General features: G+C 58.0%; 6 protein-coding genes and 2 pseudogenes. All 8 read left to right on the forward strand.

Annotated features, from left to right (window positions below):
* The first annotated feature begins 362 nt into the window (after window positions 1-362).
* A pseudogene (locus U1703_RS17545) lies at window positions 363-1,528 on the forward strand (IS3 family transposase).
* Window positions 1,529-1,547: 19 nt separating this feature from the next.
* Window positions 1,548-1,637 (forward strand): annotated as a pseudogene (locus U1703_RS17550) (integrase core domain-containing protein); the annotation flags it as partial.
* A gap of 118 nt (window positions 1,638-1,755) precedes the next feature.
* Window positions 1,756-3,900 (forward strand): type I secretion system permease/ATPase, encoded by a 2,145-nt coding sequence (locus U1703_RS17555; protein ID WP_332786762.1) that lies wholly within the window; start codon window positions 1,756-1,758, stop codon window positions 3,898-3,900.
* Window positions 3,897-5,291, forward strand: a complete 1,395-nt coding sequence (locus tag U1703_RS17560; protein WP_332786763.1) for an HlyD family type I secretion periplasmic adaptor subunit — start codon at window positions 3,897-3,899, stop codon at window positions 5,289-5,291. The genes U1703_RS17555 and U1703_RS17560 overlap by 4 nt, the downstream gene beginning before the upstream one ends.
* A gap of 288 nt (window positions 5,292-5,579) precedes the next feature.
* Complete coding sequence (locus U1703_RS17565) at window positions 5,580-6,092, forward strand: toxin-activating lysine-acyltransferase (RefSeq protein WP_332786764.1); 513 nt, start codon at window positions 5,580-5,582, stop codon at window positions 6,090-6,092.
* Between the two features lie 31 nt (window positions 6,093-6,123).
* On the forward strand, window positions 6,124-6,465 hold the full coding sequence (locus U1703_RS17570) for a hypothetical protein (RefSeq protein ID WP_332786765.1): 342 nt from the start codon (window positions 6,124-6,126) through the stop codon (window positions 6,463-6,465).
* Between the two features lies 1 nt (window position 6,466).
* Window positions 6,467-6,883, forward strand: coding sequence for a hypothetical protein (locus U1703_RS17575; protein WP_332786766.1), 417 nt, complete (start codon window positions 6,467-6,469; stop codon window positions 6,881-6,883).
* Window positions 6,884-6,945: 62 nt separating this feature from the next.
* On the forward strand, window positions 6,946-18,555 hold an 11,610-nt coding region (locus U1703_RS17580), incomplete at its 3' end, for a beta strand repeat-containing protein (RefSeq protein WP_332786767.1).

An 18,555-nucleotide genomic window follows, 5' to 3' on the forward strand; every position in this document is an offset into this window, starting at 1 on the left:
ACGCAGAACGGTTCGTCGAGAGCTTCAACGGCCGCATGCGCGACGAACTGCTCAACGAGACGCTGTTCTTCACCATCGGTCAGGGACCGTCCCACCATCGCGCATCGCTTCGCATGTACCGAACGTCCGGTTTCAAGCCGTTATGGTCAAGCCGGGGCTTCCATTCTCAACAGCGCCGGATTTTGAGATCCGTTCTCCATTCCCGATCAAGCATCCCAACGGGAATGCCTTGGCTGTATCGCTGAGCGTTCCCAATAGGGAACGGTGATCAGGTATCGTCGGCAGTTTTAAGCGCCTGTGACGTGACCCCCGTTTCTTCATCCACCTGGAACTAGAGACCGGCCCTCGAAGGGACGGACGGAATGAAGCGGAAGCAGTTTTCGGAAGAGCAGATCATCGGCATCCTGAAGGAGGCCGAGGCGGGTGCGGTGGTGACGGAGCCTTGCCGCAGGCACGGCATGTCGAGCGCGACCTACTATGCGTGAAAGGCGAAGTTCGGTGGCCTGGAGGTGTCCGACGCAAAGCGTCTGAGGTCGCTTGAGGAGGAGAATGCCCGGCTCAAGCGGCTGCTCGCGGACACGATGCGCGACAACGCGGGGTTGAAAGACCTGCTGTCAAAAAAGTGGTGACGCCCGCCGCGAAGCGGCAAGCGGTCGCGCATCTCCAGGCGACGTTGGGGATGAGCGAGCGGCGGGCATGCGCGGTTGTCGGAGCGGATCGCACGAGCATGCGGTATCGCTCGTGCCGGGCAGATGATGGCGACCTGCGGTCGCGTTTGCGTGAGCTGGCGCAGCAGCGTCGGCGGTTCGGCTATCGACGGCTGCACATCCTGCTGCGCCGGGACGGCATCACGGTCAACCGCAAGAAGACCCAGCGGCTCTACCGTGAGGAAGGGCTGACGGTCAGGCGCCGGAAGGGACGAAGGCGCGCGGTTGGCGCACGGGCGCCCGCGCCGGTGCTGGCGCTCCCCAACCAGCGCTGGAGCCTGGACTTCGTCCACGACCAGCTCGTCACTGGCCGACGGTTCCGCGTGCTCAACATCGTCGACGACGTGACGCGCGAGTGCCTTCGGGCAGTGGTGGACACGTCGATTTCGGGCCAGCGGGTCGTGCGCGAGTTGACCGATTTGGTCGCCAAACGCGGCAAACCGACGATGATCGTCAGCGACAACAGGACCAAGCTGACGTCGAACGCGGTGCTCGCGTGGTCGGGGGAATTCGGCGTCGAGTGGCATTACATTGCGCCGGGCAAGCCGACCCAGAACGGGTTCGTCGAGAGCTTCAATGGTCGCATGCGCGACGAGTTGCTCAACGAGACGCTGTTCTTCACCATCGGCCAAGCCCGCTCGATCCTGGCGCGCTGGGTCGACGACTACAACACCGAGCGGCCGCACTCGTCGCTAGGCTACGCTACCCCGGCTGCGTTCGCTGCCGGGCTCGAACAGCAACGGGCGGGGTTAACCCCGCCCGTTGCTTCAACTGCGCTCATGCGCAACAATACCGGTCGGTCTCTGGTCGCAGCTGGATGAAAGACTGGGGTCACGTCAAGAGATCTTCTACAGCCTCGCCGAGGCCAATGTTCTGATCGAGGCGTGGCGTCGTCATTACAACACCATCCGGCCGGACAGTGGCCTGGGCTAGGCGCGACGTTGCCAATGCGCTAGCAAGTGACCTCAATAATTGACGCCATCATGACGTCATGTAATCGTCATTCTGAGCCGATATTTTTCATTTGGAGCCGGGGTGGGGAGCGCGCGTGAGCGGGGAAGTGCACGATAAATTCGCGGGCCATTCCGAAACGGGGCTTGTTGCCTTGGCGACCGTGCTCGCCATGCACAAAATCGCCGTCGACCCCGACCAACTCAGGCATGAGCTAGGCCACGAACGCCCGCTAGACGCATCCGACATCCTGCGACTGGCAAAACGTCGCGATGGGGTTCGTGCAAAACACATCACCACGACCCTGGCGAAGCTCGCACGGCTACCGTTGCCGATCATCGGCGGAGGGCCGTCCGGCTGGTTCGTGATCGGGCGTGTCGCCGGCAACGACGTCCTCATACAGCGTCCCGGACACCCCGTTGAAAAGCGCACAGCGGAGGCTTTTTCCGAAATCTGGTCAGGTGAGGTCATCCTCATCACCACGCGGGAGAGCGTTGGGGGTGTTGCGGGCCGTTTCGACTTCACCTGGTTCATCCCGCAGATTGTGCGATATCGAAAACTGATCGGCGAGGTGCTGCTGATCACGCTGGCGCTGAACCTCCTAGGGCTGGCTGCGCCCTTGTTCTTCCAGAACGTCATCGACAAGGTCCTTGTCCACAATACCTTGGCCACGCTCCAGGTTCTGGCGGTAGGCTTCGTTGCCGTCTCGATTTGGGAGGTGGCATTCGGCTGGCTGCGCACCCGGCTATATTCCGAAACCAGTCAGAAGCTCGACGTCGAGCTTGGTGCCAAGCTTTTCCGCCACCTGCTTGGTCTACCGCTGTCCTACTTCGAAGGCCGTCGCGTCGGCGACACGGTGACGCGGGTTCGCCAGCTGGAATCAATCCGTGAATTCCTGACCAACGCGTCCCTTTCGGTGCTCGTCGATCCGGCGTTCACGGTCGTGTTCCTCGTCGCGATGTGGATCTACTCGTCGACGCTGTTCTGGATTGTCGCTGCGACCATTCCGGCCTACGTCATCATCTCGCTTCTTGTCACAGCTCCGCTGCGGCGCCGGCTGAACGACAAATATGAACGCGGCTCCGCCAACAATGCGCTGCTGGTCGAAAGCGTCTCCGGCATGCAAACGGTCAAGGCCGCTGCGGTCGAGCCGCAGTGGCAGGAGCGATGGGAGCGGCAGCTGGCCGGCTATAGCGCCGCCAACCAACGGGTCATCAACCTCGGCAACACCGGAAGTCAGGCGGTCCAGCTCATCTCCAAGCTGAGCATGGCCGCCATCCTGTTCTTCGGCGCGCGGGAGGTGATTGTCGGGGCTTTAACCGTCGGCGGTCTGGTTGCCTTCAACATGTTCGCGCAACGCGTCTCCGGCCCCGTCATCCGCATGGCGCAGCTCTGGCAGGATTTCCAGCAGGTGCGCCTGTCGATCGATCGGCTGGGCGATGTGCTCAACACGCCAGTCGAGCCCGGCGCCGGCTCGCGTGTCGCGCTCCCTTCTCTCAAAGGCGCAATCCGATTTGAGGGGGTCAAATTCCGCTATGCGCTCGATGGCCCCTGGACGCTTGACGATATTACGTTCGACCTGCCGCCAGGCGGTACATTGGGGATCGCCGGTTCGTCGGGATCGGGCAAATCCACGCTTACCAAGCTGCTGCAGCGGCTCTATACGCCGGCTGCTGGCCGGGTGTTCATCGATGGTGTCGATATCGCACAGATCGACCCTGCATGGCTGCGCCGGCAGATCGGCGTCGTCTTGCAGGAAAATCTGCTGTTCAATCGGTCGATCCGCGAGAACATCGCGCTTGCCAATCCCGCCATGCCACTGGATCGCGTCATGGCTGCAGCCCGGCTGTCAGGCGCCCACGAGTTCATCCTGGCGCTTCCGCAAGGGTATGACACCATCATCGAAGAGCGCGGTGTCAATCTGTCGGGCGGGCAGCGGCAGCGCATCGCGATTGCCCGCGCACTGGTCACCCAGCCACGGATCCTCATCCTCGACGAAGCGACCTCGGCCCTCGACGCGGAAAGCGAGGAGATCATCCAGACGAACCTCAAAGCGATGGCAAAGGGTCGAACCGTCCTCATCATCGCGCACCGGCTGTCGGCCATCCGCCAATGTGACCGGATCATGACGCTTGAAAAGGGCAGGGTAGTCGAGGTCGGCAGCCACGAGGAACTCCTTCGCCTCGGCGGCCGATACGCTAGCCTCCATCGTCGCCAGATGGGGCCGGGAGGGCAGGCATGAACGTGCTCAGCCGGCATTGGGATGTCGCCCGATCCGCACTCGCCGACGAGAAGGCGCGCGCGAAGGGGCTGATCCGCACCGAGGAAGTGTCCTTTCTTCCCGCTGCGATGGAGATTGTCGAACAGCCGGTTTCCCCAACCGCTAGAGCGACGACCTGGCTGCTGCTGATCGGTTTGACGATCACGTTGCTGTGGCTGGCCCTCGGCAAGATCGACGTGGTGGCATCCGCCCAGGGCAGGCTGATCCCGGTCGACAACATCAAGTTGATACAGCCTGCCGAAGCCGGCGTGGTTAGGACGATCCTAGTTCACGACGGTCAACACGTTCGCGCCGGACAGCCGCTTATCGAGCTCGATCCGACCGTGTCGACTGCCGAGGCTGTGCAAGCTCAGCGTGCCCTTGAGACCGCCGAACTCGACGCCGCCCGAGCGCGCGCGATCTTGTCTGCGCTCGATGGGCGTGGGCTCGTGTTTCAGGCTCCGCCGGGCACGCCAGCGATCGTCGCAAGCGGACAGGCAGCACTTGCCCGCGCGCAGCTTCAGGACATCCTTGCGACCGCCGCTACCCATCGCGCCGACCAGCAGGCTGCCGTATCTGCGCGCGGTGAGGCGACGGTACAGGCCGCTAAGCTCGCCGAAACCCTGCCACTGCTCGACGAGCAGATCGCAGCCAATGAACAGCTTCTCGCCAAGGGCTTCGTCTCGAAGCTAAAGGTCATCGAGATGCGGAGACAGCGTTTGGCTGCCGCCAGGGACCGCGATATCGCGCTGCAAACCTCGAGCAAGGCGGCCGCGCAGATGGCAGCGGCCGGAAGCGGGGTGGCGCAATCGCAGGCTGCGGCTCGGGCAAAGGTGTTGGAGGCGCTTACTAAGGCGGAGGCGGATGCGCTATTGCGCCGGGAAGAGCTCACCAAAGCGAAGCAGCGCTCCAGCCTCCAGCGTCTCGTCAGCCCCGTGGATGGTACGGTCGCACAACTCAGCGCGCATACCGTCAGCGGTGTCGTCGAGGCCGCGAAACCGATCATGGTCGTCGTGCCGAGCGGCGGATCGCTGATCGCGGAGGTAAAGGTCCTCAACAAGGACGCCGGCTTTGTTCATGCAGGGCAGCCGGTGGCGATCAAGCTCGAGGCGTTTCCGTTCACCCGCTATGGAACGGTGCCTGGACGCATCCAGAGCATCTCGTCAGACGCAGTTGAGGATGAGAAGCTTGGCCTCGTCTATACCGCGAGGGTTGAGCTGACCCGAGAAACGATCATCCGGGATGGCGGAGTGGCTCGTTTGTCACCCGGGATGTCTACAACGGCTGATATCCGAACAGGGCGACGTTCCATCCTAAGCTATCTGCTTAGTCCTATCGATGAGGCGCGGCAGGAAGCGGGGCGCGAACGATAAACCATAAAAATAATTGGCAATAGCGACCAAGCGCAGGATCGTGCTTTGAAGAAGATTTTCGATGAATGAGGGGCGATACAATAAAGTAACAGCGAACGGCCTTGTGATTGTTCGGCCAAGGTATGTTTTGGCAAAGATTTTTTGTGAGATCGTGTAGGATTGGCGTAATGATAAGGCGTCACTAGTGACGGTTAATCATGGCCTAGCATACATAACAAAAAAATTTGGTAATATTACGTCTTTTACGTAAGAATGATAGACGCATTTTAATAAGTAAAGGTATTAACGATGACGGTCGGGGATGACGAGGTGGGTGACAAAATTCCGGTTACGGTCAGCCATGTGTTGGGCGAATTTGTCTGGTTGATCAGTCAGACCCCCTCATATCACGAATTTAAGGTTCATGATGTCATTTCTACTGTTATCTTCATTATCAAAAGCAAACAGTTCCATGTTTTTAGAATAGGGGATACTCCCGTTGCAGTAGCGATGTGGGCCAACCTTAATGAGGAAGCCGAGAGCAAGCTTCTCGTTAACGGGCACATATTTCCATCGCTTTTAGGCGAGGATGATTGGAAATCCGGCAATAATCTGTGGTTAATTGATATAATTGCTCCGTTTGCTACAAAAGAAAACAGGCAATTAGAAATTATATTTGCGGATATAATAACTGGAATATTAAAGGGCAAAAGTTTCAAGATGATAAATCGCGCGATCGACGATCCGAGTAAGCGAGTACTGCAGGTGCCGGCAAATGCTGGTGACGAATTGGTGCGCGATGTGATCGCGAGTTTGTCGTAAGTCGTGCACCTGATCCAGGGGAAGGCGTATGTTGAGCACTGCAGCCGTATTTCTTTTTATGAAATTACTGCAACCTGATCAGGTCGGTTACCCGATTGAAGACCTCATTGCCATAGCTCGCAAGGGTGACAAGTCCGCCCAAATCGCTCTGGGCGACAGATACTTTAGCGAGAAAAACGAGAGGCAGGCGCGCAAATGGTATTGTCGTGCGGCCAAGGGGGCGGTCACGCGAAGATATGTTTATTCTGCCCCGGTTGGCAGCAGCCAGTCCGGACGCGTTATGGAAATTGGGCCAAAGAAACGCTTTCCGGGGTCGCTGCTCGCGGAGCAAAGGCTGAAGATGCTCTCACCTAAATTTTCAAGGTGTAATTAAAATGAATAGCGATCAAGAAGGCCAATCTGGAAAGTACCATTTTTTTAAAGAGCCGGACTTGTTCATATCTATAAGAGAGCGATGCGACTTGGTTATGAGGCTGTGGTGGCCAAGAGACGGTTGTTACCTGGCTTTTTATAACTTTAAACGTGAAGGTCTTTGCAACTTGTTTTGCGAGCGCATGTTAGAGGAGGTGAAGGGTGAATTTCAGCTCCCACCAGGCGTGGATTTCAAAGAGATCATCTCGTGGAAAGTGGAATGGCCCGTGTCAGGAGCCGATCTGAGGGATAGTCTCGGAATTAGCAAGGATCTTGTTTCAGCTTTCTTAGAGTTTCGTGAGGGCGGCGCAAATATCAAGCGTGTCCGAGGAGAGAAGATTGCTGACACTACAGTTGTAATCAATTTTTTGAATAAATAGTAGACATTATCTATATCAAGGGGGATGAGACTGTGCCAAATTCCGAAATATCCTTCGATCAAATGAAAGCGATCATGCGCGATGCAATTGATCGAGGTACGTTGTCGAAGGAGGAATTTAGCGCCATTCTCGACAAAATAGACAATGTGAAATGGGAACTGGAGCCTGGGAAAACTGTAGTTCTCTATAGCGGATACATCGATGCCACGGGTAATCAGGGTTATCCAGCATGGAGGGTTGTCGCAGGGCTCAAGAGCAAGAGCGGCCAAATCGCTAACGATATGGATACACCATTCGGCGCGCTCCAAGAAGATGTAAAATTACTCGCTGAAAAGGCTGGGTATACGTTTGATTCTGAAGAGGGCCGCGCAGAGTATAATGCTGCCCTTCAGCCGCATTGGGATGTCGCGTCTGAACAGTTGGCGTCCAAAGCCTCTGGTAGCGTCTATACGATCAGCCCAAATGCGTTGGCTTATGAGGAGAGTGGCGCTCCTAAAATATTCTCGCAGACCGAATTACCGGCGCTGCTGGCAAACAAGGCGGTGACGTACATCGACGGCATCGATGCCGCTGAGCTTCGTAACTACATGGACGGTGCGACGCGTATCGCTTTGGCGGAAGGGGCATCTCTGGAAGCGGCGGCGCAGCACGGCCGTCAAGTGGTGCTCGACATCGTATCTGCCCGGTCATATGAACGCCTTCTGGGGAATGTCGCCGTCGGGACGGATGGTGGCCTGATCGTCAGTCACGAGTTCATGCCGGAAGTGATCCCGGCTGGCGGCATCAACACCGCGGGCGACCAGGCGGTGATTCCGGTTGAGAAGCTGACCACCGGCTGGAGCATGGCGGATGCCGAGCGCTTCGCGAAAGTCGGCGCCGTTCTCAGGAATTTCGAAAAGGCGGGAAAGCTGATCGGCCCTGCCGCCATCATTGGCGACCTTGCGCTAACCGCTTTGAACATGAAGTCTGCTCTCGACGCCGGGAACGAGACCGAGGCGCGCAAGCTCGCGAGCGGCTTCTTTGCGCGTTTCGCATCGGGCGTGGCAACGGCCGATGCGGCTGCCACGTTCCTGGCGCCCATGCTGGCCGGTGGCCCGCTTTCGGCGGTGGCTTACGTCGGCTTGGTGGTCGTTGCCGGAGCAGCGGGGACAGTCCTGGGCGATCGTCTCAACAACTTCTATTATGACGGTCTATCTGGCGCGCTGTACGGCGACAACGGTCGCTACCGGTGGGTAGACATCGTTCAGGTCGGTCCCGACGGCAAGCTGTACGTGCAGCGCGTTCGAGAATTAAACGGCGACACGATTGTGATGGGCGATGTATTCCAGGCTCCGGATGCACCCCCTGCCGAGGATGAGATCGTTGTTACCGGGTATCGTAACGGGCAGTCGTCTCATGCCCAATATATTGTCAGAACTTCGCACGACGGCAGCGGGCCGCAGCTCATTGTTGACGCCCAACTTCTCGCGGGCTTCTCAGAGGCTTTCGACAAGATAATAGCTGCGGGAGACTTTCATTTCAACGGAGTCACGCCTTACGCAGGCGCCTCATCCGGCGGTGCAATCCCCACGATTGATGCAGGTGTGACTCCAGTTCTGCCTAGCGTGTCGGTCGAGCGAGGCAAGAATGGTCAGCTAGTAATCAACGGCAAATCGGCCCGCGTGATCGCTCTCGATCCGCGAAATCCGCGGGGTGCGATTGTAAGTGCCGAAATCGGCACGGATCGGTTCGGGGAGACTGTATCTATAGACATGTACGTCGACCAGGCGGACGGCGTGACGCTGAAGCCGACTGGTGTTCGCCGATATGGCAGCGGGGACGTAGAAATCAGAACTGAGGCGGGTCAGCCGACGACAATCCGGCGGCACGGTGTGGATCAGGGTGCCATAGATTTTGTCAGCGCCGGCGAAATCATTGGAGCAACCTTCGGGCGGTATATCGCGGGAGGCAACCCACTCGTTGAAACGCTTGCTTCGGCGGCTTTAACCACGTTCGGCTCCAATCTGGGAGATGCGCTGAATGCTGTCGCCTTTGGACAGAGCAGCGCGTTGGGCAGTAGCCTGTCAAAAGCTTTTGACGGGATCGGAGGTGAGTTTCTCACAAATCTCCAAGGTTCGGGAGTTGGCGTAGCAAGCTCCTTTTTATCTGCGCAGATTGTTGGTGCGCTGGGTGTTGGAGGCGTCCCTGCGGGACTGCTTAACTCGGCTGCTGGAGCGGCAATAAATACAATTTTGGCAAACCTAGCCAACGGTGCAAAGGATTTAACCTCCATATTCAATGGGGTGGAAGTCGCCAATATCGGCAACGTCGCGGCGAGTTATATTGGTAGTACTCTAGCTTCTACCATAGCAGATTGGGATGAAATTGGCGAGCAACTTGGATCGTCAATCGGAGGTGCCCTCGGTTCGACTGCTGGCGCAGCGGCCTTTGGGGGAACGATTGGTCAGGCTGTCGGCTCAGCTGTCCTCGGCCCGATCATAGGGACAGCTATCGGCGCCTTTCTCGGCAATCTGATCGGTGGCCTGATCGGAGGCATCTTCACGGGCAAGCCGGAGTCCGGCGCTATAGTATCTTTTAACGACACATCGGGTCTCTTCTCGGTTTCCTCGGTTTGGAAGAAAGATGGTGGAAATAAGACTGTGGCGCGTCAACTTGGTGTGACTGCCGCGAATTCCATAAATGCCATCATGGCGTTCATCGGCGGTGACCTTATCAATGGTGGTAACGTCGAGGCAGGATCCTATGGAATACGATCGAAGGTTTTCGAATACTGGAAAGATGGAACAAGTTCATCGAACCGTCTGTCATTTAACTCTGCTGAAGACCTGATCGAATACGGCGTCCTGCATGCCGCAAAAAATATGTCATTCCTTGGCGGAGACGTCATCACGAAACGAGCGTTTTATCATACATTATCGTTGGGTTACAGTGACTCCACGGACCTAGCTGGCGGGGAATCATCGGATAAAAAACACAAAGTCGATTTTGGCCTCGACGTCCTGCTTGGGAATCTATCACTAGCCTCGCGTTTGAAAACCTATCGTGAGGCATCGACGGCCATCAATGCGCTGATCGCGGCTGAGCCCGGGTCACTCTTTGCCGCAGATTGGATGCTGACACTCACAAGGGCGGCGGAGCTAGGTTTGCTCAAGCGTGACGCCCATGACTGGGACGGCGGATTTTCCTACCTGATAGAAAAGGCAGGGATTGCCGCTCGTGATGTTCAATTTCGATTTGAGGCGACGGGTAATCTGCGAAATGGTGAACGTGTTATTCTCCTCGACGGTAAGAGACTCATCGACACCGTCGACACTTCATCTAAGACAATTCTTGAGGGGACAGAAGCAGACGACCAACTGACGGTCGCAGGGGGCGGCAAACGCTCTGGTCCGTCAGAGGCTTCAATTTTCCACGTCTCAAACGTTTTCCATGGCGGAGGTGGTAACGATCGGATCGCTGGAGGAGATACTGGCGATGATCTGTTCGGCGATGTAGGTGATGATCGACTGATCGGGGGCGCGCTTGACGACTGGTTGTTCGGCGGCTCAGGCAACGATGTTCTTGATGCCGGTGGTGGCAGCGGTAACGTACTTTCCGGCGGTTCCGGCGACGACCAAGTGGTGGGCGCAGATGGCGTATCCGCCGATCCGATGAATAGCGGATCGGACTGGCTTTCGGGTGGCAACGGTAACGACCGACTCTCGGGACGCGGTGGTGACGACTATTTGGAGGGCGGCGCGGACGACGACCGGCTCGATGGCGGGGAGGGCAGCGATACTTATGTCTATCGTCCAGGGGATGGCCACGATATTGTCGCAGACAGTGGCATCGGGGCTGGCGACCGGGATGTGTTGGAATTCGATCGCGGGATCACGCCTAGCGATGTGACCGTTATAGCGCGCTCGGCGGGCACGACATTGTCGCTGCGCATAGACGGTATCGTTGATAGTGACATTATCGACCTGCGCGAGGCGGTGACCGCGACCGCTACGGGCATTGACGCAGTGTCGTTCACCGATACGACTTGGAGTCGCGGTGACATGACCGCGCGCGCAGTTTTTGCGAAGACTGCGGGTTCGACGATCCAAGGCACCGCGCAGGACCAGACGCTCAACGGGACGGTCTACGACGACCGGCTGACCGGCGGAGGCGGGCACGACGTGTTAGCCGGCGGCTATGGTACGGACGTCTACACCGTGCTTTTGAATGGCGGTGACTTAACTATCGACGATGTCGGCTTTGCGGAAGATGTCGACGTCCTGGCATTTGGAGCTGGGATTGGACGCGATGCGGTGACGTTGACCATGGGTTCTGCGCCAGGCGATCTCGTCATCCACCTAAAGGCCTACCAGCAGACGATCACGCTTAAGCACCAATCCTTGGCTGACGGCGCACGTTCCATCGAGGAAGTCCGCTTCGCCGACGGTACGAGCATGACGTTGCGCGACCTTGTTCAGCAATACATTTTGACTGCCGGAACTAGCGGTTCTGACATCTCGCGCGGCTTTGACGGCAACGACGACCTTTCCACCGTCAATGGCGACGACACCCTGATCGGCGGCGCAGGTGACGACAATCTGCAGGGCGGCTGGGGTGCGGACACCTACATTTACAATGTCGGTGACGGCGACGACCGGATCTACGACTCCAGCAAGGCGGATTACTGGAACTTTGCGGGTTGGAATACGCTGCGCTTCGGCGCTGGGATCACTGCGAGTGACTTGATCCTTCGTCGCGACACCAACGACAGCAACAACGTACGGGTGACCTTTGCCAATGCCAGCGGCTCGCTGCTGCTGGACAACCAGATGGCGATCGACACCTGGGGTTACGGCACCGCCTTTCCCAGTGGGATCAATACGTTCGAATTTGCCGACGGTACGTCTTGGACGCGTGCGCAGTTCGAACAGGCCTTGTTGGCGCAGAATTCGACCGCGTTGAACGACGTCCTCTATGGCACCGGTAATGCCGATACGTTGGTCGGCGGCAGCGGTAATGATGAAATATATGGCGGCAACGGCGACGACACGCTGACCGGCGGCACCGGCAATGACAATCTGGAAGGCGGCTGGGGCGCGGACACCTATATTTACAATGTCGGTGACGGCGACGACCGGATCTACGACTCCAGCAAGGCAGATTACGCGGACTTTGCGGGTTGGAATACGCTGCGCTTCGGCGCTGGGATCACTGCCAGTGACTTGATCCTTCGTCGCGACACCAACGACAGCAACAACGTTCGGGTGACCTTTGCCAATGCCAGCGGCTCGCTGCTGCTGGACAATCAAATGGTGATCGACACCTGGGGTTACGGCACCGCCTTTCCCAGTGGGATAAATACCTTCGAATTCGCCGACGGTACGTCTTGGACGCGCACGCAATTTGAGCAGGCCTTGTTGGCGCAGAATTCGACCGCGTTGGACGACGTCCTCTATGGCACCGGTAATGCTGATACGTTGGTCGGCGGCAGCGGTAATGATGAAATATATGGCGGCAACGGCGACGACACGCTGACCGGCGGCACCGGCAATGACAATCTGGAAGGCGGCTGGGGCGCGGACACCTATATTTACAATGTCGGTGACGGCGACGACCGGATCTACGACTCCAGTAAGGCAGATTACGCGGACTTTGCGGGTTGGAATACGCTGCGCTTCGGCGCTGGGATCACTGCCAGTGACTTGATCCTTCGTCGCGACACCAACGACAGCAACAACGTTCGGGTGACCTTTGCCAATGCCAGCGGCTCGCTGCTGCTGGACAATCAAATGGTGATCGACACCTGGGGTTACGGTACCGCCTATCCCAGTGGGATCAATACCTTCGAATTCGCCGACGGTACGTCTTGGACGCGCACGCAATTTGAGCAGGCCTTGTTGGCGCAGAATTCGACCGCGTTGAACGACGTCCTCTATGGCACCGGTAATGCCGATACGTTGGTCGGCGGCAGCGGTAATGATGAAATATATGGCGGCAACGGCGACGACACGCTGACCGGCGGCACCGGCAATGACAATCTGGAAGGCGGCTGGGGTGCGGACACCTACATTTACAATGTCGGTGACGGCGACGACCGGATCTATGACTCCAGCAAGGCAGATTACGCGGACTTTGCGGGTTGGAATACGCTGCGCTTCGGCGCTGGGATCACTGCCAGTGACTTGATCCTTCGTCGCGACACCAACGACAGCAACAACGTTCGGGTGACCTTTGCCAATGCCAGCGGCTCGCTGCTGCTGGACAATCAAATGGTGATCGACACCTGGGGTTACGGCACCGCCTATCCCAGTGGGATCAATACGTTCGAATTTGCCGACGGTACGTCCTGGACGCGTGCCCAGTTCGAGCAGGCCTTGTTGGCGCAGAACCCCGCAAATAATGGCGACAACATCAAGGGTACGCGCGGAGACGACACGCTGCAGGGCGGGTCCGGGAATGATGTGTTGTCCGGTGAAGACGGCAACGACCGGCTAATCGGTGGCGCTGGTGATGATTTGCTGTTTGGAAACTACGGAGATGATACATTATATGGCGGCGCCGGTAATGACAGGCTTGAGGGTAGTTTTAGTAATGACGTCTATCTATATAATTTAGGCGATGGTGATGATACGATTTTTGATTACTCTGGTTTAGACACGCTACGCTTTGGCTCTGGCATTCGTGCTTCGGATATAAGAATCGCGAGGTCTCAGCAGGATGATGATAAAACTGGCGTTATTATAACATTCGCTAATGCGCCCGGGCAAATCTATATTCGAGGGCAGCAAGCACAATCGGGGTTGGAGCGGTTTGAGTTCGAAGATGGTACCGTTTGGACCAGTGCCGAATTTCGCAAGGAGTTATACCGGCAGCAGGCAACAGCAGGCGCGGATATAATTTATGGGTCGGACGAGAATGATCTGATCTCCACGGGAGCGGGAGATGACTATATCTATGCGAATGGAGGCGATGACACCCTTATAGGGGGAAGTGGTCGCGATCGTCTTGAAGGCGGCGGTGGAAATGATATCTACATCTTCAATCTTGGTGATGGAGATGATATCGTCGTAGACACTGCGGGCACGAATATCGTTCGATTCGGCGAAGGAATTAGTGCCTCCGACATACGGCTGTCTCGCTCGCTGCAAGACAGCGATACCGGTGGCGTGATTGTTTCGATTAATGCCACGAGCGATAGGCTCTATCTGACAGCTCAATTAGATGGAGCTAATCGGATCAGTGGGTTCGAGTTCTTCGATGGCACGAAGTGGACTGAATCCGATATCCGGTCCCATCTTTTTGCCGACGAACACACTTCCGGTTCGGATACTCTGCAAGGCTCTTATGCGGCCGATCAGCTTACAGGGGGTGATGGAAATGACTCCCTCTATGGGCGCGGCGGCAACGACACGCTGGCCGGCGGAGCCGGCGTGGATCGTCTCGAGGGTGGTAGTGGCAATGACATATACTTGTTCAACCGCGGCGACGGGCGCGACACCATTTGGGATGAAAGTGGCGACGACACATTGCGCTTCGGTGCCGGGATCACCTCTGCTGACATCGTGTTGTCGAGATCTCTTCAGGACAGCGATACACGTGGACTCGTAATCGCAATCGCGAATACGGAAGACCGGGTATATCTCATCGGTGCTCAAGGCGCTGGCCAAGCCATTGAGCATATCGAATTCGCTGACGGTACCCGGTGGACGCTCGCCGAGCTGCGAGCTCACCTCTACGAACAGGCGACCACCGCTGGCGCGGACATCATCCGCGGTTCGGACGGACAAGATAGTCTGTACGGCGGCGGAGGTAACGATTTTCTCTATGGCGATGACGGCAGTGACATCCTTGATGGCGGTAGTGGCGCTGATCGCCTGGAGGGCGGTTTTGGCGACGACACCTATCTCTTCGGTAGGGTCGATGGTCGGGATACGATCGTGGACGCCGGTGGCCTGGATGTCGTGCGGTTCGCGCCAGGTGTGATGGCTGGTGACCTCACTGTATCGCAATCCGTGCAAGATGGCGACAATGCAGGAATCGTATTGTCGATCAAGGGAACCGAGGATCGCCTATACATCGTAGGTCAGCAGAACGCTGGTAGCCGCGTCGAGAGTTTCGTCTTCGCGGATGGAACGACATGGACTTGGCAGACCCTCAACGATCTTATCCAGGCAAATACACTAGGCGGTGTCACTGTCCCTTCGACCATGGGCGACGATACGATTACCGGGACCACGGGCTCTGATGTTCTGCGCGGCATGGGTGGCGATGACGTGCTGCGCGGCGGCATGGGATCGGACCGCTACATCTATGCTCGCGGCGACGGCAACGACGTAATCTACGATGCTGTAGATTCCGAAGCCGTTGATCGGCTTGAACTGGCAGGAATCAACGCCGTAGACGTTAGGGTTGTTACTTCACCGACAGACTCCGATGACATCATCATCGAAGTTTCCGACGGACAAACGATATATCTCGATCAGCAGAACGTCGCGGGCGGCGGTATCGATCAGGTCGCCTTTGCTGATGGTGTTGTTTGGACCAAGCAGCAATTGACTGACCGGGCTGCCAACGCGTTCTCGTCGCCGGTGGCCGGACGGATCGTCGGCACCAACTTTGCTGAGACACTTCATGGCGGGGCGGGCAATAATGTCCTGGTAGGCCTCGGTGGCGGCGATACCTATCTCTTCAACCTTGGGGATGGCGCCGATACGATCGACGAGGCGATTGGCGGCGGGGCCAAGCTCGCACCTGCCAGCACCGATCTTGATACCATACGCTTTGGTGAGGGCATCGCTTTCGCGGATCTCCGGCTGACTGCGATCGGCACCGGCGGCGACATGATGCTCACGATCGCTGGTCACTCGGAATCTCTGCTGCTCAAGGGCCAGGATTTGGGCGGTGCAAGCGGCATCGAGCTTCTGGCGTTCGCAGATGGCAGCACCGTTGCTTTTGCAGCCCTTCGCGGCGCCGCCATCGGCGCGGCAATTACGGCGGGCGATGATATTGTGAGTGGCTTTGCCAGCAATGATACCCTCACCGGCGGAGCCGGTAATGACATGCTTATCGGCGGCATGGGCGCGGACACCTACATTTACGCGCGTGGCGATGGCAACGACACCATCGTCGAAACGGCAGATGGTGCAATCAATACACTGGCGCTCGGCGCGGATATCGTTTTGGCCGATCTTAGGTTCGACCGGCGTGCGAGCGCTCCGGCTGACCTCTTTATCACCGTCGCCGGAGGCGGTGGAGTTGTCGTACGTAATCAGTTCGAAGGAGCTGGGGGCATCCAGCAGGTGCGTTTTGCAGATGGAGTGACGCTGTCTCGTGACGACATCGTGCGGCGCATGCTTGCTCAGCCCGCGACGCCTGACGATGATTTCATTGTCGGAAGCTCCAGCGGTGACACGGTCGATGGGCTCGATGGCGCTGACACGATCTTCGGCATGGACGGCAACGACACACTCTCCGGTGGCGCTGGTAACGACGAACTGCGTGGCGGTGTGGGCGCTGATACGATCCACGGTGGGGATGGCGACGATGTGGTCTCGGGTGACGAAGGCCTCGACACCCTCGATGGCGGTGCTGGATTTGACACTGTGGACTACGGTTTCTCGCTGGACCGCTGGTCTATCGACTTGGGAGCGGGAACGGCGACCATGATCGGCGTCGACAACCCGCAGGTTGAAACGATTAGCGGGTTCGAGGCTGCGATCGGTGGGATTGGGGCCGACGTTCTTACTGGGGACGAAAGCGCCAATACGCTGCGTGGTGGCAGCGGCAACGACGTTTTGCGCGGCGCGGGCGGCGACGATATATTCTTGGTGGACGGCGAAGAAGACGGTGTCGACACTGTCGATGGGGGATCTGGTGTCGATACGATCCTGGCAATGTCCGATGGCACAATGATCGGCCTTGCCGGCATTCAGAATGTCGAAATGATCAGCGGTGGTGGTCACACCGGGGTGGTACTCGGCGCAACGGATGACGGTGACACGCTTGATTTGTCCGGCGTGACGCTCCGGGATATCCAGTCGATCCTGATGGGTGACGGCAACGATATATTGACCGGATCGGCAGGCGCCGACGTTATCGACCTTGGTGCCGGGGACGATGTGTTGCGCTACGGTGTTGCGCTGTCTGCTGGCGATGATGTCGATGGTGGCGCGGGGAACGACCGGATCCAAGCGATAGCTGACGGTACCGTGATCCATCTTTCGCGTATGGCTAATATCGAGACTGTAACCGCAGCAGGCTTTGCCAACGTGATCGTGGAGGGATCCGACGCGGCCGATATATTCGACCTGACAAAGACGGCTTATGTCGGCATCGCACGTTTTGAGCTCGACGGCGGAGACGACACGTTCGTCGGTAGCCAAGGGACAGATGTCGTGCGTGGCGGCGGTGGGGACGACGTGCTTGGCGGTAACGCGGGTGACGACGTTTTCGAGTTCGGTGCAGGCGACAACGGTCATGATCGGATCGACGGAGGTGCCGGGATCGACACGATCCGCGCGAGCAGCGACGGCGCAGTCATTGGTATCGCCGCGCTAACGGGCGTCGAGGTGATCGATGGGGCAGATTATGCCGGCGTGACGATTTCGCTTACCGGAGTTGCGGATACGCTCGACCTCTCGGCGCTCAAGGTGAACGGAATAGCCGGTATTGCCGGGGGCGCGGGCGACGACACAATTCGAGGCAGTAGCGGAGCCGACACCTTCCTTGTCGGAATAGGAGATGGCAGCGACGATTTCGACGGTGGTGCGGGGATCGACACGATCAAGGCGACCGCCGACGGTGTTACGATTGGTTTGAAGCGCATTGCCAAAGTCGAGGCGATTACGGCAGACGGCCACTCGGGCGTTATCGTTCGCACCACCGATGCCACGGATACGTTCGATCTGAGTGGCGCGACGCTGACTGGTATCGAACGTATCTCACTTGGAGCGGGCGACGACGTGTTCGTCGGTACCAGCGGCAATGACACCGTCGAAGGTGGGGTTGGCGATGATACGCTGACTGGTGGGATGGGGAACGATACCTATCTGTTCTCACGGGGTGATGGACACGACACCATCCGCGAAGGCCTGAATGGTGCTGGCGGCGGTCTTGATGTGCTTCGGTTTGGACCAGGTATCCGGCCGGAAGATGTGCAGGTCACAACGGCGAACAACGGCGCCGATTTCGTGTTCTCGATCGGCAACGGCGCCGATACCGTCCGTGTCATCAATGGAGCTTCGGCGTCGGAAAACGACTGGATCGATGAAATTCGATTCGAGGACGGCACCATATGGGCTCGCAGTTCATTGGCCGGCGCCGTTGTTCCGTACACCAATGGTGACGACCGGATCTACGGTACAAACGATGCCGAAACGCTGCGTAGCGGCGGAGGCAACGACCAGATCATTGCGCGCAATGGCGACGACGTGCTCGTGGGCGGTACCGGCGACGACTATCTGGCTGGCGGAGGCGGCAACGACATCTACCGGTTCAATCGCGGCGACGGCAACGACACCATAGTCGAGGGTGGTCCCGACCGTTGGGATGGCGGCTGGGGTGGTGATGACCGCATCGAGCTGGGTGCGGGCATCACGCCGGACCAGGTCACCGTCACGCAGCAGGCCAATGGCAATGACCTGAAGGTCAGCTTCGGCAATGGCGACAGCATCACCATCGCCGGTGGTCCGATC

Origin of the sequence: Sphingomonas flavida, assembly GCF_036663655.1 — a bacterium.
Classification (GTDB): Bacteria; Pseudomonadota; Alphaproteobacteria; order Sphingomonadales; family Sphingomonadaceae; genus Sphingomonas.